This is a genomic window from Marinobacter sp. SS5-14b (assembly GCF_030541005.1).
Classification (GTDB): Bacteria; Pseudomonadota; Gammaproteobacteria; order Pseudomonadales; family Oleiphilaceae; genus Marinobacter.
Map to the genome: position 1 here is coordinate 154,890 of NZ_JASSVM010000004.1, position 18,428 is coordinate 173,317.

Consider the following 18,428-nt stretch of genomic DNA (forward strand, 5'->3'; position numbering starts at 1 on the left):
GACCTCCCCAACAGGGAATACCTCCAATGCTCCAGCCGCCAAGCCACCGTGTTTGGTAAGGTTTAGCGAGGAACCACCCTCAAGGAGTCAATATGGAGCACCCTGCAACCAAGCCGGAGCAATACCGGGCGCTGGGTCTCTCGACGTTCGCCTTCACGGTGTGCTTTGCCACCTGGACACTTTTTTCGATTCTTGGCATCCGCATCAGCGACGACCTCGGGCTTTCAGGCACCCAACTGGGTCTTTTGATGGCCACTCCCATTCTGAGCGGCTCCATCAGCCGCGTTTTCCTGGGCATCTGGACCAACCGCTATGGCGGCCGCCGGGTTCTCGGTATGCTGATGCTGATCACCGCCGCCTGCGTATACCTGCTGACATTCGCGAAGAACTACCCGATGCTTCTGCTAGGGGCGCTTGGGCTCGGCCTGGCTGGCGGCAGCTTCATTGTCGGCGCCAGCTACACCGCCGCCTGGTATGAACCGTCAAAACAGGGGGTGGCGCTCGGCATTTTCGGGGCCGGTAACGTTGGTGCGGCCATTACCAGCCTGGCGGCCCCACTTTTGCTGTTAGCTGTTGGCTGGGAGAAGACCGCGCAAATCTATGCCGCCGTGCTTGCGTTATCGGGCGCTCTGTTTACGTTATTGGCAAAGGATGATCCCGAGACTGCGCAGCATGCTAAAGCACAGGTGCCATCGCTCCCGGAGCGGGCGGCTCCCTTGAAGGAGCTGCAGGTCTGGCGTTTCGGCCTCTACTATTTCTTCGTGTTCGGTGGTTTTGTGGCACTTGCGCTTTGGCTGCCGCACTACCTTATGGGGGTGTATGGCCTGCCCCTTCAGGCGGCGGGTGCTGTCGCTGCATTGTTCATCATTCCCGCGTCTCTGTTCAGGGCACTGGCCGGCTGGCTAGCGAACCGATACGGTGCCCGGCGCCTGATGTACTCGGCCCTGATCATTTCCGTTGCCTGCACCTTCCTGCTTAGCTATCCACCCACAGAGTATGTCGTCCATGGCACAGAGGGTGACATCCGCTTTTCCCTGACGACGGTCCTGCCCATGTTCATGGTCATCATCTTTATCCTCGGGTTGTCTATGTCTGTGGGAAAGGCCGCTGTGTACAACCACATTCCGGTGTATTACCCAAACCACGTGGGGGTTGTTGGCGGCGTTGTCGGTATGATTGGCGGCTTGGGAGGCTTTGTGTTGCCCCTCGGGTTCGGCGTTCTGAAAGATATTACCGGCATCTGGCAGAGTTGCTTCATGCTGATGTTCAGCGTTGTCACCGCTGCGCTGATCTGGATGCACTTTGCCATCCGCAAAGCGGAGCGGGTGGAATGGGCCGCCAATGAAGAGCGTACCGACCTGCCTTAACCAGGAAGTTGTGGACACAACGCTACCACCTCAGGCGCGAGAACATTAGAATTGCCGCGATTCTTCTTTTCCGGAGCCGTAGTGATGTCTATTGAGCTGAACCCCGCCAGCAGCTTTACCCAACTCAAGCGCATTGAATCCAGCAAGATCTTTCAGGGCGCTGTTATTGCCATCATTATTCTCTCTGCCCTGACCATTGGCGCCAAAACCTACGATCTGCCGCCACTGGTAGAACAAACCCTGACCGTGCTGGACAACGCCATCACACTGTTCTTTCTGATCGAGATACTGTTTCGATTTACCGCCTGCCCGGTCAAGCGTCGGTTCCTGATGGATGGCTGGAACCTGTTTGACACCTTAGTTGTCATCGGCAGCCTCATCCCCCTGGACAACTCGGAAGCCGTACTACTGGGAAGACTTCTTCGGGTATTCCGGGTCCTGCGACTGGTTTCCGTTGTTCCGGAACTGCGCTTTCTGATCAACTCGCTGCTAAAGGCCATCCCGCGCATGGGCTACATCGCCCTGCTGATGTTCATTATTTTCTACATCTACGCCGCTATGGGCTCTATGTTCTTTGCCAGCGTCGACGAAGTACTCTGGGGCGACGTGGCCATTTCCATGCTCACGCTGTTCCGGGTCGCAACTTTTGAGGACTGGACCGATGTGATGTACGCCACCATGGAGCAGTACCCGCTAAGCTGGCTTTACTACCTGACGTTTATTTTCCTCACCGCGTTCGTCTTTCTGAACATGATGATCGGGGCTATTCTGGAGGTGATGGGAGAGGAGCAGAACGCCAGGGCGGCGCAGGAAGCTCATGACGAGCGGGACGAAATCGCCCGCCAGCTCCAGGCTGTTCAGGAACAGCTGAAGGAGCTGACCAGGCAGATCAGCGACAAGCGCTGAAAGACTCAGCCAAAAACAGGTTTGGCCATCGCCAGGTGGAAGATCGCGCTGACCTGCACCAGAGCAACGATCGCTGCGATCACCCGTACCGGTTTGCCGAACGCGGGTTTCAGGGCAAACACCCCGGCAACGATGTAGCCAACCAACAAAACAATCTTGGCAATCAGCCAGCCCGGCATGCCGGAGGCGTATCCGGCCACAAACAACAGGGAAATCGCGGCGACCAGCAAAACGGTGTCGTTAGCATGGGGTATCCAGCGCAGCGGAGTCTGCCGCCACCCGGGGCGCCCCACCGCATCCAGCAACAGCCTCAGGGCAAACAGGGTAATCGTCAGGTACGCCGTGGTCATGTGCAGGTGCTTCAGAATCATGTAGGCACTCATTAAACTTTCCTTTCTCATCAAATTGTTGGTGCCATTGTACGCAAAATACCCCCAAGCAGGTATGGTGATTGAACCAGCCACGGATTAACATATACCCGGAATACATGTATATGGGAGACTTCTATGCAGGCAAACCCAACGTCAGCTGAACACACCGGCGCCAGTGTCGGCCAGCTGTTCGCCTATCCGTTCCGGATTTTCTTTCTGTCGATGACAGTGCTGACGGTTATTGGCGTGCCGTTATGGGTGCTGGAGGTGTCCGGTGTACTCAATCTCCCTCTCGCCATGCCCGCCCTGTTCTGGCATCAGCATGAAATGCTGTTCGGATTTTTGTCGGCCGCGATTGCGGGCTTCCTGCTCACAGCCGTCTGCGTATGGACCCAAACCGAGCGCACCCACGGCCTGCCTCTCATGTTGCTCTGGGGCGTCTGGCTCGCCGGCCGTGTGCTGCTGGCATTTGGCGGCAGCCTACCCGACTTGCTGGTGCAAGGTATAAACCTCGCGTTCATGCCGCTGGTCATGATAGATGCGGGCTGGCGAGTGTGGCATGCCAGGCAAAAGCGTCAGGTGATGATTGTGGTGGTGCTGGGGCTCTTGTGGCTGATGCAGATCGGCTTCGTCACCCGGCTGGATATGTCATTCAGCTACGGCGCATTGATCATGGCCATGGCCCTGATCAGCATTATCGGTGGCCGTATTACCCCGGCGTTTACCGCGGGGTGGTTGCGACAACGCGGCGAAGACGCCTCAGCGGTAAAGATGATTCCGGCGCTGGATATGGCGGCGCTGTTTTCGATGATCCTGCTGATGGCCTCACTGGTCACCGGCTGGCAAACGCTCACCGCGATCATTGCAGTCGTGGCAGCGGCGCTGATGCTGGTTCGCCTGTACAACTGGAAAGGCTGGCTGGCGCGCTCAGAACCGTTGCTGTGGATTTTGCACCTGTCCATACTCTGGGTGCCGGTGGCCCTGATACTGCTGGCCGGATCCCTGGTCGCTGGCTGGCCCTCCAACGCCTGGAGCCATGCCGCAGGCACCGGTGCGGTTGGCTGCCTGATCCTGGGTGTTATCGCCAGGGTGTCTCTGGGCCATACCGGTCGGCCACTGGTTCTGCCCAAAGGCATGGTTCTGGCCTTTGTCGCTATTCAGCTTGCTGCACTGATCAGGGTTTTGACCGCATTTGAGGTAATCCCGTGGCACCCGGGCATTGGTTCGAGCACCCTGCTGTGGGTGGTCGCCTACGGCTTGTTCCTCATTCGATATACCGGAGTGCTGGCCAGCCCAAGAGCAGACGGCCGGGCCGGGTAGCCGGGCCGGCTTTACCCACAGCAAAAAGGCAGGCTCTTCACCGGGCCTGCCTTTTTTGTGTATACCGCCAAACTACTTGATCAGGCGGCCAATTGTTCCCGCACCTGAGTTTCAAACCAGCTTCTGGCCAAACGGAATCGTTCCGCCGGAAAATGAATACTGATACCTTCCAGTGCCGCCATCAGCATTTCAAGATGAGCGTCCCAGCCAGCACAGGCAATAGGCACCAGCTCATCCTCAGGCAATGACAACGTCAGCGCCAGGCGCGTTCCATCTTCCGTGGGCTCAAGTTCCCAGCTCAGGGGCCGCTCGGGTGCGCCGTCGGAACTCCAGGAATAGGCCAGCAAGCGGTTTTGCTCGCACTCGGTAATCTCGCAGTCTATCGGGGTGCCACTATTACCGAAGTCCAGCTGCACCCGGCCCCCGGGCCTGGCTTCCAGAGTACCCGGCGCCAACCAGCGGGCCAGATCCACTGAATCCGTCAGCATGCCCCACACCTTTTCAGGTGGGTGTTCGGTCAGCCGCTCCAGCCGGACGACTATCCGACCATCACCGGCAGATAACTCACCACTGATGACTTCCTGTTCCCCGGACATACTCCCTCCCTTCGATACCGACAATGAATCTGAACCTTGAAGAAATACCCATGAACAGCTATATATTTTGCATCTTTTTAAGCAAGCGCCCGATTAAGCTGCCATAGCTCGCATAATTCCCCCACGGAATCCCACAGCAACAAACCTGTTCGGGCGACTGTTCATGGGTAAAATCAAAGTAACAAAGCCCCCTGAATCCCGCCTTGATGACCATCAAACGCTGTTAGAAGGCCGCCGCAAACCGCCAATCATCCACTAAAGGTCAATAGCCGTTTCCGGAACAGGCGCTAAAGTAGATGTACATAATTTTGCAACAGAGAAACAGGCAACATGTACCCTGATCACTTTGACAAAGAAGACCTGATCCGCTGCGGGCATGGCGAACTTTTCCCGGGCGCCATGCGCCTTCCCATCGACGAAATGTTGATGGTTGATCGCATCACTCACGTAGGCGCCGATGATGGCCTGTACGGCAAAGGCAGCCTGGTGGCTGAACTGGACATCAACCCGGACCTCTGGTTCTTCAAGGTTCACTTTCAAGGCGACCCGGTTATGCCTGGCTGCCTGGGCCTTGATGCCATGTGGCAACTGGTTGGTTTTTTCCTGGCCTGGAGTGGCGGCGAAGGAAAAGGTCGGGCTCTGGGTGCAGGCGAGGTGAAATTCTTTGGCCAGGTTCTGCCAACCAACAAGAAAGTCACCTATCATCTGGATATCAAACGCCTGATTCGCCGCAAGCTGACTATGGCCATTGCGGATGCCCGAATGGAAGTGGACGGCAAAGAGATCTACACGGCCAAAGACCTGCGGGTTGGCCTGTTTACGTCTACGGATGACTTTTAGGAGTTAGCAAGATGCGTCGTGTTGTAATTACCGGCATGGGGATTGTCTCCAGCCTTGGTACCAACCAGAAAGAAGTGGCCCAGTCCCTGCGGGAATCTCGCTCAGGCATCGCCCTCAGCGAAGAAGCTCGGGACAACGGCCTGCGCAGCCACATTTCCGGCAAGATCGACCTGAATTTGTCAGAGCTGATCGACCGCAAACTCTGGCGTTTCATGTGCCCGGCTGCTGGTTACAGCTATCTGGCCACCAAGGAAGCCATTGAGCAAGCCGGTCTGACCGATGAGCAGATTCGTGCCAACACCACCGGCGCGGTCTTCGGTACCGGTGGCGCGTCTACCGTTGAACTGCTGGACGCGATCGACACCCATCGTGACAAAGGCATTCGTCGGGTTGGCCCTTACCGGGTGCCTCGCACCATGGGCAGCGCCATTAACGCATCCATCACCACCGCCTTTGGCATTACCGGCATCAACTATGGCATCACGTCAGCCTGCGCCACCAGTGCTCACTGCATCGGCCACGCGGCCGACCAGATCGCCCTGGGTCGTCAGGACGTTATGCTGGCCGGCGGCGGCGAAGACATTCACTGGACTCTGAGCCTGATGTTTGACGCCATGGGCGCGCTTTCAACCAAGTACAACGACACTCCGGAACTGGCCTCGCGCACCTACGATGCGGACCGCGACGGCTTCGTAATCTCCGGCGGCGGCGGCGCCCTGGTACTGGAAGCGCTGGAGCACGCAGAAGCCCGCGGCGCAACCATTCTGGCCGAACTCGTTGGCTTTGGCGCCACCTCCGATGGCGCTGACATGGTCGCACCAAGCGGTGAAGGCGCCATTCGCTGTATGAAGCAAGCGATGGCGAACATCGACGGCGAGATCAACTACATCAACACCCACGGCACCAGCACTCCGGCCGGCGATATCACCGAACTGAAAGCCCTGAAGGAAACCTTTGGTGACAAGATTCCGCCTTTGAGCTCCACCAAGCCCCTGTGCGGCCACGCTCTGGGTGCTGCAGGCGTTCACGAGGCCATCTACTCGATCATCATGCAGAGAGAGAACTTTATTGCCCCGTCTGCCAACATCCAGAACCTGGACGAAGGCGCCGCTGGCTACCCCATCGTTCGCGAACGCATGGACAACCAGAATCTGGATCTGGTGATGAGCAACAGCTTCGGCTTTGGCGGCACAAACGCCACCCTGATCTTCAAGAAAGTCTGATCAGGACAGCCTCATAGAGCGGTATTCAGCCGGCGGAGTGCCCATCCAGCGCTTGAACGCCCGGCTGAATGCACTCAGCTCAGAAAACCCAAGCTGCTCGGCGATTTCGACCAACGGCTTGGTTTTATCTTTCATGTACGCAATCGCCTGCTCACGGCGAACCTGCTCCAGCAACGCCGCAAACGTCAGCCCTTCCTGCCGAAGCTTTTTGTGCAGGGTATAGCGGCTCATATTCAACTGCCCTGCCACTGTTTCAACACCCACCTTACCGCGCGCAAGCTGCACCTTGATCAGTGAACTGACCCGGATTCCCAGCATCCTCTTTGAAGCTTCAGGCGTCAGAATCTCTGATGCCATGTTCATTCCTCCTGCTACCAAATTCCGCCATGGCCTTACATGCCAGCTTATCAGCGTACACATGTTAGCCGAAAACAATCAATAAGACCTTTGAGCAAGATCAATAGCAAGTCAGCCATTTTCCCGCAGAATACACCACTTTAAGCATAGACTACCCGCACCCATTGTCTTCTGAACAACCCGGAGCCCTCATGACCACCCCGGAACTGCTCGCACCCGCCGGCACCCCTGAACACCTGGAAACCGCCTTTGCCTACGGTGCCGATGCCGTCTACGCCGGCCAGCCGCGCTACTCCCTGAGAGTAAGGAACAACAGTTTCAAAGACGTTGCAGCCTTGGGCGCAGGTATTGAACGGGCGCACGAACTGGGCAAACAGTTCTACCTGGTCTCCAATATTGCGCCCCATAACGACAAAGTGCGCAGTTACCTGAGAGACCTGGCGCCGGTGCTCGAACAAAAACCCGACGCCCTGATCATGTCCGACCCCGGCCTGATCATGCTGGTACGAGAAACCTGGCCCGATCAACCGATCCACCTCTCGGTACAAGCCAACGCCGTCAACTGGGCCACCGTCGAATTCTGGCGACGCCAGGGCATCAGCCGCGTGATCCTGTCCCGGGAGCTCGCCCTGAACGAAATCCGCGAAATCCGCGAAAAAGTTCCCGCCATGGAACTGGAAGTCTTCGTCCACGGCGCCCTGTGCATGGCCTACTCCGGTCGCTGCCTGCTCTCCGGCTACATGAACCACCGCGATGCCAACCAAGGCGCCTGCACCAACGCCTGCCGCTGGAACTACAAACAAGTCGAGCACAGCCACGACCAAACCGGCGACCTCATCGCCACCTCGGCAAGCAGCGTAGAAACCTTCGAGCCCAAAGAAATCCTGCTGGAAGAACCCAACCGCCCCGGCGGCTACATCCCGGCCTACGAAGACGAACACGGCACCTACATCATGAACTCCAAAGACCTCCGCGCCGTCCAGCACGTCGCCGAACTGGTCAACATGGGTGTCCACTCCCTGAAAATCGAAGGCCGCACCAAAAGCACCTACTACGTCGCCCGTACCACCCAGGTCTACCGCCAGGCCATCAACGACGCCATGGCCGGAAAGCCGTTCGACATGCACATGATGGACGAACTCGAAGCCCTCTCAAACCGAGGCTACACCGAAGGCTTCCTCCGCCGCCACGTACCCCAGGAATACCAGACCTACGAACAAGGCTCGTCCTTCCTCGGCACACAGCAAGTGGTCGGCACCATCACCGATGCGGATGACCACTGGCTCACCATCGACGTCAAAAACAAATTCGCCCCCGGCGACCAACTCGAACTCATCACCCCGGCCGGCAACCTGCGCTTCTCGGCAGCCACCATGGAAAACCGCCACGGCGAAACCATTACCCACGCACCGGGTAGCGGTCATTTCGTTAAGATCCCAAAGCCGGAAAACTTGCCAGAGAAGCTCGACTTCACCTACCTGACAAAGATCTTCCCAGAAACATCGCCACGTTGAACCCCGAGGCGACCCGCACGATGCCAGCGGGAGCCGGACGGGTGGGCCTTCCCAAAACCTTGCGGAGCCATGGATGGCGGAGCAGAGCGTACATGGAAGTATTCACAGCGTGTTTTGGGAAGGCCCACCCGTCCGGCTCTCCTCCACCCCAAAAGCAGCCTAAAAAGAAGACCGAACCACAACCAAAGTCTATCAAGGCAATAACCAGCCCCTTAGTGCCCCAAAGCCCTATTAAGGTATACTCCCTACACGACCGATTTAATACCTGACTAAATTACTCTGGTATTGTATAATCACTCGCCAGAAGCCAATGCATGGCGAAACACAGGGCACCAAGCCCCAGATGAGAGAATTACGGAGCGACGATCATGGCGACCACCGACAAAGAGGTGAAAGAGCTGATCAAACGGGAATACGAGCACGGATTTGTCACCGAAATCGAATCCGACACCTTCGAACCCGGCCTCAATGAAGACGTAATCCGCCGCCTGTCTGAACTCAAGCAAGAGCCCGAGTTCATGCTCGAGTGGCGCCTGAAAGCCTATCGTCGCTGGCTGGAAATGGACGAACCCGAATGGGCCCACGTCGACTTCCCCAAGGTGGACTACAATGCCATCTCCTACTACTCGGCGCCCAAGAAAAAAGAAGACATGCCCCAGAGCCTGGACGAAGTCGATCCGGAGCTGCTGCGCACCTACGAAAAACTGGGCATCCCCCTGCACGAGCGCGCCAAACTGGCCGGCGTGGCAGTGGATGCAGTTTTCGACTCGGTCTCCGTTGCCACCACCTTCAAAGAACCGCTGGAAAAAGCCGGCGTCATCTTCTGCCCCATCTCCGAGGCGGTACAGAAGTACCCGGAACTGGTGAAAAAATACCTGGGCAGCGTGGTCCCGGCCGGCGACAACTATTTTGCCGCCCTCAACTCCGCAGTCTTCTCCGACGGCTCCTTCGTGTATATCCCGAAGGGCGTTCGTTGCCCCATGGAGCTGTCCACCTACTTCCGGATCAACGCCGCCAACACCGGCCAGTTCGAGCGCACCCTGATCATCGCCGAAGAAGGCAGCTACGTCAGCTACCTTGAAGGCTGCACCGCCCCCATGCGCGACGAAAACCAGCTGCACGCCGCGGTGGTCGAACTGGTGATCCTTGATGACGCCCAGATCAAATACTCCACGGTTCAGAACTGGTACCCCGGCGACGAAAACGGCAAAGGCGGCATCTACAACTTCGTCACCAAGCGTGCCGCCTGCATCGGCAAGAACGCCAAAGTCTCCTGGACCCAGGTCGAAACCGGTTCAGCCATTACCTGGAAGTACCCGAGCTGCGTGTTGCGTGGTGAAAACAGCGTCGGCGAATTCTACTCCGTCGCACTGACCCACAACTTCCAGCAGGCCGACACCGGCACCAAGATGATCCACCTTGGCAAAAACACCAAGAGCACCATCATCTCCAAGGGCATCTCGGCAGGCCGCAGCTCCAACGCCTACCGCGGGCTGGTGAAATTCGGCCCGGGTGCGGACGGTGCGCGCAACTTTACCCAGTGCGACTCGCTGCTGATCGGCGACCGCTGTGGCGCCCACACCTTCCCGTACATCGAAAGCAAGAACAAATCGGCCATCGTGGAACACGAAGCCACCACCTCCAAGGTCAGCGACGAGCAGATGTTCCTTTGCCGTCAACGCGGCATCGACCCGGAGCAGGCGGTTTCCATGATTGTGAACGGCTTCTGTAAGGAAGTGTTCAAAGAGCTGCCCATGGAGTTTGCGGTCGAAGCCGGCAAGCTTCTGGAAGTCAGCCTTGAAGGTTCCGTTGGTTAATTTATTCACTACAGAATTCCCGAATACAGAGAGACGCGACAAATGCTGAGCATCAAAAACCTGCACGCATCCGTTGAGGGCAAAGAAATCCTCAAAGGCATCAACCTGGAGATCAAGGCCGGGGAAGTTCACGCCATCATGGGCCCGAACGGTTCCGGTAAGAGCACCCTGTCACAGGTCCTGGCAGGCAACGAGGCATTTGAAATCACCGGCGGCGAAGTCACCCTCAACGGCGACAACCTGCTGGACCTGCCGACCGAAGAGCGTGCCCGCGAAGGCATCTTCCTGGCGTTCCAGTATCCAGTAGAAATCCCCGGCGTCAGCAACTTGCAGTTCTTGCGCACCGCCGTCAACGCCATGCGCAAGCACCGTGGCGAAGAAGAAATGAACGCCGCCGAGTTTATGAAGCTGGCCAAGGAAGTCTCCAAACAGGTCGACCTGGACCCCGCCTTCCTCAAGCGCGGCGTTAACGAAGGTTTCTCCGGTGGCGAGAAAAAACGCAACGAAATCATGCAGGCCCTGTTGCTGCAGCCCAAGCTGGCGATTCTGGATGAAACCGACTCCGGCCTCGACATCGACGCCCTGCAAGTCGTATCCAACGGCGTTAATGCCTTGCGCGCCGAAGACCGCGCCATCCTGATGGTGACCCACTACCAGCGCCTGCTGAACCACATCGTGCCAGACTACGTGCACGTGCTCGCTGGCGGAAAAATCGTTAAATCCGGCGGCCGCGAGCTGGCTCTTGAGCTGGAAGAACGGGGTTACGGCTGGCTGGGCATTAAAGACGAAGACACCAGCAACTGATCAGGAGGTCGCGGAATGAAACCAGCACCAACGCTTTCCAGCGCCTTCCTGCATCCGGCCGGGCAAACCCTGCCTGAGCCCTTGCTGGCGCTGCGCAAACAACGGGCTAGCGCCTTGGTTGACATGCCACTGCCTACCCGTAAAACCGAAAACTGGAAGTACTCCAGCAAGTACCTCAAGCTTTCGGATGACATGGCCATTTCCCTGCCGGCGGAAGGCAAAGCGGGCGCTAGCCTGGCGATACCCGGCTACAAGGTCGTGTTCACCAACGGTGTCATGATCCCGGAAGCCAGCGAATACCCGGATCTGGACGGCATTTCCATTCAGAGTTTCAGTGATCTGAGCGCAGACGAGGCCCAATCCTTGTCGCTGCAACTCGGCAGCACCCTGAATCATGAACAAGCGCAATTTGCCCGCGTGAACGGCGCCCGCTTTGAAGACGGACTGCTGATTCGACTGAAGCCCGGTGCAGTGCTGGACCAGCCCCTGTTTATCATTCACAACACGGAAGCAGACGCCAGCGGCTCAGCCTACCCACGCATCTACGTGGAAGCCGGCGCCAACAGCCAGATGACCCTGGTCGAAGAGTACACATCCAATGGCGGAGCCGCGGTGCTGGTCAATACCGTCACCGAATTCAACCTGGCTGACGGCGCCAACATCACCAGCATCCGCCTGAACATGGAAGGCGAGCAGGTTCAGCACATTGGCGCCACCGGCGTGCTGCAAGCACAAAGCTCACGATTTGAGAGCCACTGTGTCGGCTTCGGCGGCCAGCTGCGCCGGCATGACCTGCAAGTCCGCCTCGAAGGCGAAGGCGCAGAAACCAAACTCAATGGCGTGGTGGTCACCCAAGGCAAACAGCACTACGACAACCACACATCCATTGACCACGTGGCCGCCCACTGCACCAGCGAAGAGACCTATCGCAACATTGCCGCGGATCAGTCGCATGCGATTTTCAATGGTCGGATTCATATCCATCAGGACGCCCAGAAATCCAGCGCGGATATGAACAACAAGAACCTGTTGCTCAACAATGGCGCGGAAATCGACACCAAGCCCGAGCTCGAAATCTACGCAGACGATGTGAAATGCGCCCACGGCGCCACCATCGGCCAGCTGGACGAGACCTCACTGTTCTATCTGGTGTCTCGTGGCATTGGCCGGCGGGAAGCGAACGTGCTGCTGACCATGGCGTTCATCAACGAGCTGGTCAATCAGATTCCGGTCCAGGCCGTGCGCGAAACCGCTCAGCTGCGGCTGAACGATTTCTTCGAGCAAACCTTTCAGGAGATCTGAAGGCATGAGCGATCTGTCCGTGGCAAACAACACCGCAACCAAGGCGTTTGACGTTGAAGCCATTCGCCGCGACTTCCCGATCCTGGCTCAGGAAATTAACGGCAAGCCGCTGGTGTATCTGGACAATGGCGCCTCGGCCCAGAAGCCTCTGGCCGTGCTCGATGCCATGGATCGCTACTACCGCGAGATGCATTCCAACGTGCACCGGGGTGCCCACACCCTGGGCGACCGGGCGACCGCCGCTTTTGAAGGTGCGCGCGAAGTGGTTCGGGATTTTCTGAACGCCCCCAGCACCAAAGAAATCATCTGGACCCGAGGCACCACCGAAGCCATCAACCTGGTCGCCAATGGCCTTGCCCCGCGCCTGAAAGCGGGCGATGAGATTCTGGTCAGCCATATGGAACACCACGCCAACATCGTGCCCTGGCAGATGCTGGCCGAGCGCACCGGCGCCAAAGTCGTGCCTGTGCAGGTAACACCCGAGGGTGAGCTGGATCTCGATTCGTTCAACAGCCTGCTTACGGAACGTACCCGCATTCTGGCCGTGACCCACGTTTCCAACGTGCTCGGCACGGTTAATCCAATCGCGCCGCTGATTGAGCAAGCGAAAAAGCTGGGCGTGATCACGCTGATTGACGGCGCCCAGGCGGTGCCGCATTTCAAGCCAGATGTTCAGGCCCTGGGCTGTGACTTCTATGTATTTTCATCCCACAAGCTGTTTGGGCCCACCGGCATCGGTGTACTTTATGGCCGGGCGCAACTGCTGGAAGAAATGCCCCCCTACCAGGGCGGCGGTGAAATGATTGAGCGGGTGTCGTTCGAGCGCACCACCTGGAACGTCTTGCCCTACAAATTTGAAGCGGGCACGCCGGCCATCGCAGAAGCTGTCGGCCTGGCGGCCGCCATCAACTATCTGGACGGCCTTGACCGCAAAGCCATGGAAGCCGCAGAAAATACTCTGCTGGTGCGTGCTAACGAACTGATCGAAACCGTACCCGGCATGGAAGTGATCGGTACCGCCAGGCACAAAGTCCCGGTGATGTCGTTCAAGATCGCGGGCTTGCACCCCAGTGACATTGGCACTCTTCTGGATCAGCAAGGTATTGCCATTCGCACCGGCCACCACTGTGCTATGCCACTGATGAATTTCTACGGAGTACCCGGTACAGCCCGGGCTTCATTCGCGTTCTACAATACGTTGGAGGAGGTCGAGAAACTGTTCACCGGCCTTCAAAAAATCCAGCGTCTGTTTACCTGAGGAGGTGGACACATGACAGCCGAAGTCTTCACCCCGAACGATGTGAACGTGACCATGACGCCAACCGCCGTCAAACACGTCCGCAAGCAACTGGATAACAGACCCGAAGCCAAAGGTATCCGCCTGGCCATCAAAAAGAGTGGCTGCTCCGGCTTCAAATATGAAACCCAGTGGGTGGAAGAAAGCACATCCGATGACCGGATTTTCGCAATCGATGGCGTGGATGTGTATGTAAAGCAGGAACACCTGCCCCTGGTTAACGGCATTGAAATCGACTTTGTTACCGAGGGAGTCAACTCCCTGTTCCGCTTCCGCAACCCCAACGCCACGGCGGAGTGTGGCTGCGGCGAAAGCTTTACGGTGACATAAAAAGAGGCCTTTTTGAGCATGCAAGAACGGGAAGTCGTCCTGACCAAGCGCGAGGTGGAAGCCCGCCTGGTGCCGTCCGGTACCGAAATCATGATTCCATCGGACACCTTTGTGACCATCACCCAGTCGCTCGGTGGCACCTTTACCGTGGCAGTGAACGGCAATCTGGCTCGCATTGAAGGCCACGACGCCGATGCCCTGGGCAAGCAGCCCCTGGAAAGCAGCTTTGAAACACCCGCCGACGGCACCATTAACGAAAACCAGGTATGGGAAGCGTTGCGTAATTGCTACGACCCGGAAATCCCGGTCAACGTGGTGGACCTCGGCCTGATCTACAACTGCAAGATCGAGAACGGCACCGAAGACGGTAACCACATCCAGATCACCATGACCCTGACCGCCGCTGGCTGTGGCATGGGCCCGGTAATTACCGAAGATGTGAAGCGCAAGGTGGAGCACGTGCCCAACGTGGACAAAGTGACGGTAGAACTCACCTTTGATCCGCCCTGGAACAATGACATGCTCACCGACGAAGCCAAACTGGAACTGGGGATGCTATGACCGTCAGCAAGCAGCAGTTTCTGGACAACCCGCTCGGCCAGAAGACCACTTTAGAAGACGTGCTCGACGCTTTTGAGTTCCTGGACGACTGGGAGGAGCGTTACGCCTTCATCATCGATCTGGGCAAACAACTGCCGGAATTTCCTGACGATGAACGCACAGAAGAAAACTACGTGCATGGCTGCCAGAGCCAGGTGTGGGTGATTCATCACTACGACGAAGGCAGCGGAAAACTGTTCCTGCTGATCGATTCCGACGCCATCATTGTGCGCGGACTCGCCGCCATCATCCTGGTCGCCTTGAACGGCAAATCACCCAGGGATCTGCTCGCGACCGACATCGACGAACTGTTCGAGCAACTGGACCTGTTCCGTCATATTTCCCCGACTCGCGGTAACGGCCTGCGGGCGATGGTTGGCAAGATCCGGGATATTGCGGCGGCTGAAACGGCCGCCTAAGCTCACCAGATAATCGCCAGGTCGTCCCGCTGCACATTCACCTGGCCGCCTGACATTGCCAGACGGCCAGTGCTGAAATCCGGGTGCACGTTATCCAGAGTGATCGATACGCCCGCATCCGATAGCTCCGGTGTACCGTTCAATGAATCGAAATAATGCTGGCTACGATAGATGCTCAGCTGATCTCCCGGCCGCAAACCCGCCGTGGCACCGGAAGCCAGAGTGACCTTGCCCTCGGTTACCCGCGTAATACGCGCCATAAAAGGCTGACAACGCAAAGCGCCATTGACGGCAATGGCCATCTCACTGATCACCCCGGAAACCGCTTTGCCCCATTCGCTTTGCTCAAAGCCTGCAGACGCAAAACCCGCTGTGCCACTGCCTTTCGGATCCCAATTTGCCGCTGTTTCAAAACGCTTGCGAAATACCGGGGAACCACTGAACCCGTCAAACACCATAACCTCCGCCTCAAAACGACGGGTGGTATCCAACAGGCCAACGCTTCGCTGCATACGGTTCAGAATCGAGCTGCCCCAGGCATCAGGATCAGCCACCCCCATGTCCCGGATCACGCCTGACACCACAAACTGCGCGCCCAGTTCCCGAGCCAGTTGCACCACGTTAGTCAGGTGATTGCCGGCTATATTGACCTGAGAGGTCGGCGCGTCTGGCAGGCTGCTGAACAGCTGCAAAGAGGTAGCGCCCAGCACCTGCAACTGGCCCTGAGCCTGCAACCGTGCCAACAACGCCTGCGGCAACTTTTCGCCGGCGTCATCCAGGCCGGGATCACCGCCCTGCTCTGGCATCACAATAGGGAAGCCGGTAACCGCCACCCGTTTGCGCAGGCCGGACGACTCCCCTGCCTGGCAACTTTCGCCGCCACTGGCAGACGAGCCTGAAAGCTCAGCCCGCACAATAACCCGCAACAGGTTGCCCCGCCGATACTCATCCACAATGGTCGCGTTGCTCACCTGGGCCATCGAAGAGAGCTCGGTGTGTGAATGAGTAAGCTGACCATTTTCCAGGGTATCCCGAGTGCTCACCCGGGCCTGATACTGCAGCGCGAGATCACGCATGGCCGCTTGCCGCGCCTCGGCACGGGCCTGGTCCAGGTTGTTCTCACGGACATTGGCATGGCCAACCCCTTCAAGAACGGCCGCATTTGCCAGCCCGGCGCTCAGCCATACTAACCAGAAAATCAAAATGCGCGTCATATCACTCCCAAAACCCACCAGCAGGTGGGGATTCAATCCAGATAATAAAGCGAATCAACCCGACGGGCTTCCACATCGCCCACCCGGTCATTGTGACGAGGCATGGGGATACCACAGGCATCACGAACCTGATCGTCAGCCACCCGGGCTACGCAGGCACGGAACCTGGGCTCGAGTTTCAATTCCATCACCGTTTCAACCACGCCATCACTGTGCTCGTTAACGGCCACCATACGGGCGCCGCGAATGTAGCTGTCAACGTAGGTGCGGAAGTTATCGCTGTTCAACACAAAATCATTCACCGTGGAGCTGCCATAAATCACCGTGCCATAAACACGCTCAGCAAGGTTACGGTAGGCATCCAGCTGGGAGGCCCTGCGTGCCATCAGGCGCTTGCGGGTATTCAAGCGATCGCCCCGGGCATCTTCGTAGGTACCAAAACCACTGACACGAACCGTGATCGGCTCAAACTCTTTCGATGCATCCTGCTGGCCACGGTAACTGCCAACGGGCGCGCAGCCCGCCAGGGCAACAACCAAAACGGGAATTAAAGTCCAGCGCAGTGTCATTTTCTTGTCTCCGGAAAACACTTTCCTGAAAACCATGAAAAAATCGCGCCACCATCCACAACTTTCTGATTGAAGTAGATTTATGGCTATCAGGCACAGGACAGAGGGGGCAAAGACGGCAAAAGTCTGCCTTTGTTTACGAATCAAGAACAAACCGTTACCGGTTGTGCGCTGTTTCCCAGAAAAATCTGATCTAACCTTTATTCCAAATAACCGTTTGTTAATGCAACCGAATAAATAAAGGATCCTCCATGCACGTGAATCGTCTGAGTAAGCTCTCCCTGGCCATTGGCCTGTCCATCGCCACCACCTCCGCTCTGGCCAGCCCCCAAGCCTTTATGTCGTCCCGCTCGTTCGCCATGGGCGGTACTGGCGTTGCAGTTGCCACCCCTTCTGCAGCCCCAAACTCAAACCCGGCCATGATGGCGGCACAGCAACACGACTGGGCAGATGATTTTGGGCTGATGCTGCCATCTGTTAATGTTCGGGCAGCGGACGAAGAAGAGGTGATTGATCAGGTTGATGATATTCAGGACGTGATTGACCAGTTCGACCAAGACGTTAGCAACCTGGAAAACAACCTTAGTGAAGGCAACGCTCAAGCCTTGGGCGCTACAGCAAAAGATCTTCGGGACCGATTGGTTAACTTCAACAAGGACACGGTCCGAGTCAACGCTGGCCTAGGCCTGGGTTTCGCGGTTCCCGGAAACTCAATCTCCGTCGGTTTCGTGACCAGCGCCAGTCTCACCGCTACCGTTCGCGGAGAGCTCTCTAACAACGATGAAGCCTTCCTGAACACCCTCGTTAATGCCGCAAACTCAGGCCCCAACGCAGCCGCGCAACTGGAAGCAGAGGTCAACCAGCGAAAACTGGAGGATGGTGGCGAAATCGAATTTGACTCCCGCGGAAGAATTCTGGCCTCAGCTGTTGCAGAAGCCGGTATTAGTATCGCGAAAACCTTCGAGCTGAACAACGGCGAACGCTTCCAGCTCGGCGTCACTCCCAAGTACGTCGAACTCCGCACCTTCCAATACACCGAAACTGTCTCTGGCTTCGAAGACGACGAATTTGACGGTGATGATTACCAGACCGAAAAAAGTGGATTCAACCTGGATGTCGGTGCCGCCTACGCTTTCGGTGAAAACCGCGAGTGGAACGCCGGCGTGGTGGTGAAGAACCTGATCCCGATGGAGCTGGATTCCGCTCAGAGCCGCGGCGCTGCATTTGAGGACAAGTACACCCTCGAACTCAACCCCATGGTCACCGCCGGCATCGCTCACAAAAGCGACTATCACGTAGTAACCGCCGAGCTTGACCTGACCAAAAAAGAAGCCTTCGGCTACGAAGACGACACCCAGTGGCTGGCCCTCGGTGCCGAATTTGATGCCTGGCGCTACGCCCAGTTGCGCGCCGGTGTACGTCACAACCTGGCCAGTAACGACGACAACGACGGTATCGAAGAAAAAACCCAGTTCACCGCAGGTCTTGGCCTGAACATTCTGGGTGCCCGCCTCGACATCGGCGCGCTCTACAGCAGCGCTGACGTTGGCGCGGCTATCGAGCTTGGCACCGCGTTCTGAGC

19 protein-coding genes are annotated in these 18,428 nt (G+C 57.4%); 14 read left to right on the forward strand and 5 right to left on the reverse strand.

The features are described from left to right. Positions 1-92 precede the first annotated feature (92 nt). Both QPL95_RS10685 and QPL95_RS10690 read left to right on the forward strand, forming a co-directional pair. Positions 93-1,367 carry a nitrate/nitrite transporter gene (locus QPL95_RS10685; RefSeq protein WP_303290958.1) on the forward strand — a complete coding sequence of 425 codons (1,275 nt, stop codon included), beginning with the start codon at positions 93-95 and terminating at the stop codon, positions 1,365-1,367. Positions 1,368-1,451: 84 nt separating this feature from the next. Continuing rightward, positions 1,452-2,273, forward strand: a complete 822-nt coding sequence (locus tag QPL95_RS10690; RefSeq protein WP_368389741.1) for an ion transporter — start codon at positions 1,452-1,454, stop codon at positions 2,271-2,273. 5 nt (positions 2,274-2,278) lie between these two features. On the opposite strand, the gene QPL95_RS10695 is transcribed toward QPL95_RS10690, so the two are convergent. Beyond that, on the reverse strand, positions 2,279-2,656 hold the full coding sequence (locus QPL95_RS10695; RefSeq protein ID WP_303290960.1) for a SirB2 family protein: 378 nt from the start codon (positions 2,654-2,656) through the stop codon (positions 2,279-2,281). A 123-nt stretch (positions 2,657-2,779) separates the two neighbouring features. On the opposite strand from QPL95_RS10695, the gene QPL95_RS10700 reads away from it, so the two are divergent. After that, positions 2,780-3,964: an NnrS family protein gene (locus QPL95_RS10700; RefSeq protein WP_303290961.1), complete on the forward strand. Its 1,185-nt coding sequence runs from the start codon at positions 2,780-2,782 to the stop codon at positions 3,962-3,964. Between the two features lie 80 nt (positions 3,965-4,044). Here the strand turns inward: QPL95_RS10700 and QPL95_RS10705 are convergent, their stop codons facing one another. Next, positions 4,045-4,560: an SRPBCC family protein gene (locus QPL95_RS10705; protein ID WP_303290962.1), complete on the reverse strand. Its 516-nt coding sequence runs from the start codon at positions 4,558-4,560 to the stop codon at positions 4,045-4,047. A gap of 330 nt (positions 4,561-4,890) precedes the next feature. On the opposite strand from QPL95_RS10705, the gene fabA reads away from it, so the two are divergent. Both fabA and fabB read left to right on the forward strand, forming a co-directional pair. Beyond that, positions 4,891-5,400, forward strand: coding sequence for a bifunctional 3-hydroxydecanoyl-ACP dehydratase/trans-2-decenoyl-ACP isomerase (gene fabA / locus QPL95_RS10710; protein WP_303290963.1), 510 nt, complete (start codon positions 4,891-4,893; stop codon positions 5,398-5,400). 11 nt (positions 5,401-5,411) lie between these two features. Continuing rightward, positions 5,412-6,623 (forward strand): beta-ketoacyl-ACP synthase I, encoded by a 1,212-nt coding sequence (fabB, locus tag QPL95_RS10715; RefSeq protein ID WP_303290964.1) that lies wholly within the window; start codon positions 5,412-5,414, stop codon positions 6,621-6,623. On the opposite strand, the gene QPL95_RS10720 is transcribed toward fabB, so the two are convergent. Next, positions 6,624-6,980, reverse strand: coding sequence for a helix-turn-helix transcriptional regulator (locus QPL95_RS10720; protein WP_303290965.1), 357 nt, complete (start codon positions 6,978-6,980; stop codon positions 6,624-6,626). Between the two features lie 191 nt (positions 6,981-7,171). Between QPL95_RS10720 and yegQ the strand changes: the two genes are divergently transcribed. The 8 genes from yegQ to QPL95_RS10760 all read left to right on the forward strand — a co-directional run bounded on the left by yegQ (position 7,172) and on the right by QPL95_RS10760 (position 15,063). Beyond that, a complete protein-coding gene (gene yegQ, locus QPL95_RS10725; RefSeq protein WP_303290966.1) occupies positions 7,172-8,494 on the forward strand; it encodes a tRNA 5-hydroxyuridine modification protein YegQ in 1,323 nt (440 codons plus the stop codon). A gap of 368 nt (positions 8,495-8,862) precedes the next feature. Continuing rightward, on the forward strand, positions 8,863-10,311 hold the full coding sequence (sufB, locus tag QPL95_RS10730; protein WP_303290967.1) for a Fe-S cluster assembly protein SufB: 1,449 nt from the start codon (positions 8,863-8,865) through the stop codon (positions 10,309-10,311). Between the two features lie 42 nt (positions 10,312-10,353). After that, positions 10,354-11,115 (forward strand): Fe-S cluster assembly ATPase SufC, encoded by a 762-nt coding sequence (sufC, locus tag QPL95_RS10735; protein WP_303290968.1) that lies wholly within the window; start codon positions 10,354-10,356, stop codon positions 11,113-11,115. 15 nt (positions 11,116-11,130) lie between these two features. Further along, positions 11,131-12,417 (forward strand): Fe-S cluster assembly protein SufD, encoded by a 1,287-nt coding sequence (sufD, locus tag QPL95_RS10740; RefSeq protein ID WP_303290969.1) that lies wholly within the window; start codon positions 11,131-11,133, stop codon positions 12,415-12,417. Positions 12,418-12,421: 4 nt separating this feature from the next. Then, complete coding sequence (locus QPL95_RS10745) at positions 12,422-13,675, forward strand: aminotransferase class V-fold PLP-dependent enzyme (protein ID WP_303290970.1); 1,254 nt, start codon at positions 12,422-12,424, stop codon at positions 13,673-13,675. Between the two features lie 12 nt (positions 13,676-13,687). Next, positions 13,688-14,044, forward strand: coding sequence for an iron-sulfur cluster assembly accessory protein (locus tag QPL95_RS10750; RefSeq protein ID WP_303290971.1), 357 nt, complete (start codon positions 13,688-13,690; stop codon positions 14,042-14,044). 18 nt (positions 14,045-14,062) lie between these two features. Then, entirely contained in the window at positions 14,063-14,605 is a 543-nt protein-coding gene (sufT, locus tag QPL95_RS10755) for a putative Fe-S cluster assembly protein SufT (RefSeq protein WP_303291238.1), read from the forward strand. Beyond that, a complete protein-coding gene (locus QPL95_RS10760) occupies positions 14,602-15,063 on the forward strand; it encodes a SufE family protein (protein WP_303290972.1) in 462 nt (153 codons plus the stop codon). The genes sufT and QPL95_RS10760 overlap by 4 nt, the downstream gene beginning before the upstream one ends. Before the next feature lie 2 nt (positions 15,064-15,065). Here the strand turns inward: QPL95_RS10760 and QPL95_RS10765 are convergent, their stop codons facing one another. Next, positions 15,066-16,277: a flagellar assembly protein T N-terminal domain-containing protein gene (locus QPL95_RS10765; protein ID WP_303290973.1), complete on the reverse strand. Its 1,212-nt coding sequence runs from the start codon at positions 16,275-16,277 to the stop codon at positions 15,066-15,068. A gap of 32 nt (positions 16,278-16,309) precedes the next feature. Next, a complete protein-coding gene (locus tag QPL95_RS10770) occupies positions 16,310-16,846 on the reverse strand; it encodes an LPP20 family lipoprotein (protein WP_303290974.1) in 537 nt (178 codons plus the stop codon). 251 nt (positions 16,847-17,097) lie between these two features. On the opposite strand from QPL95_RS10770, the gene traF reads away from it, so the two are divergent. Beyond that, complete coding sequence (gene traF / locus QPL95_RS10775) at positions 17,098-18,426, forward strand: conjugal transfer protein TraF (protein ID WP_303290975.1); 1,329 nt, start codon at positions 17,098-17,100, stop codon at positions 18,424-18,426. Positions 18,427-18,428: the final 2 nt, after the last annotated feature.

Bases quoted from the DNA above. Each gene is read 5' to 3' on its own strand.
- QPL95_RS10700 (WP_303290961.1), top strand. From the start codon at position 2,780: ATGCAGGCAAACCCAACGTCAGCTGAACACACCGGCGCCAGTGTCGGC.
- sufB (WP_303290967.1), top strand. From the start codon at position 8,863: ATGGCGACCACCGACAAAGAGGTGAAAGAGCTGATCAAACGGGAATAC.
- traF (WP_303290975.1), top strand. From the start codon at position 17,098: ATGCACGTGAATCGTCTGAGTAAGCTCTCCCTGGCCATTGGCCTGTCC.
- QPL95_RS10770 (WP_303290974.1), bottom strand. From the start codon at position 16,846: ATGACACTGCGCTGGACTTTAATTCCCGTTTTGGTTGTTGCCCTGGCG.
- QPL95_RS10745 (WP_303290970.1), top strand. From the start codon at position 12,422: ATGAGCGATCTGTCCGTGGCAAACAACACCGCAACCAAGGCGTTTGAC.
- QPL95_RS10705 (WP_303290962.1), bottom strand. From the start codon at position 4,560: ATGTCCGGGGAACAGGAAGTCATCAGTGGTGAGTTATCTGCCGGTGAT.
- sufT (WP_303291238.1), top strand. From the start codon at position 14,063: ATGCAAGAACGGGAAGTCGTCCTGACCAAGCGCGAGGTGGAAGCCCGC.
- sufD (WP_303290969.1), top strand. From the start codon at position 11,131: ATGAAACCAGCACCAACGCTTTCCAGCGCCTTCCTGCATCCGGCCGGG.
- QPL95_RS10760 (WP_303290972.1), top strand. From the start codon at position 14,602: ATGACCGTCAGCAAGCAGCAGTTTCTGGACAACCCGCTCGGCCAGAAG.
- fabB (WP_303290964.1), top strand. From the start codon at position 5,412: ATGCGTCGTGTTGTAATTACCGGCATGGGGATTGTCTCCAGCCTTGGT.
- yegQ (WP_303290966.1), top strand. From the start codon at position 7,172: ATGACCACCCCGGAACTGCTCGCACCCGCCGGCACCCCTGAACACCTG.
- QPL95_RS10685 (WP_303290958.1), top strand. From the start codon at position 93: ATGGAGCACCCTGCAACCAAGCCGGAGCAATACCGGGCGCTGGGTCTC.
- QPL95_RS10765 (WP_303290973.1), bottom strand. From the start codon at position 16,277: ATGACGCGCATTTTGATTTTCTGGTTAGTATGGCTGAGCGCCGGGCTG.
- QPL95_RS10690 (WP_368389741.1), top strand. From the start codon at position 1,452: ATGTCTATTGAGCTGAACCCCGCCAGCAGCTTTACCCAACTCAAGCGC.
- sufC (WP_303290968.1), top strand. From the start codon at position 10,354: ATGCTGAGCATCAAAAACCTGCACGCATCCGTTGAGGGCAAAGAAATC.
- QPL95_RS10720 (WP_303290965.1), bottom strand. From the start codon at position 6,980: ATGGCATCAGAGATTCTGACGCCTGAAGCTTCAAAGAGGATGCTGGGA.
- QPL95_RS10695 (WP_303290960.1), bottom strand. From the start codon at position 2,656: ATGAGTGCCTACATGATTCTGAAGCACCTGCACATGACCACGGCGTAC.
- QPL95_RS10750 (WP_303290971.1), top strand. From the start codon at position 13,688: ATGACAGCCGAAGTCTTCACCCCGAACGATGTGAACGTGACCATGACG.
- fabA (WP_303290963.1), top strand. From the start codon at position 4,891: ATGTACCCTGATCACTTTGACAAAGAAGACCTGATCCGCTGCGGGCAT.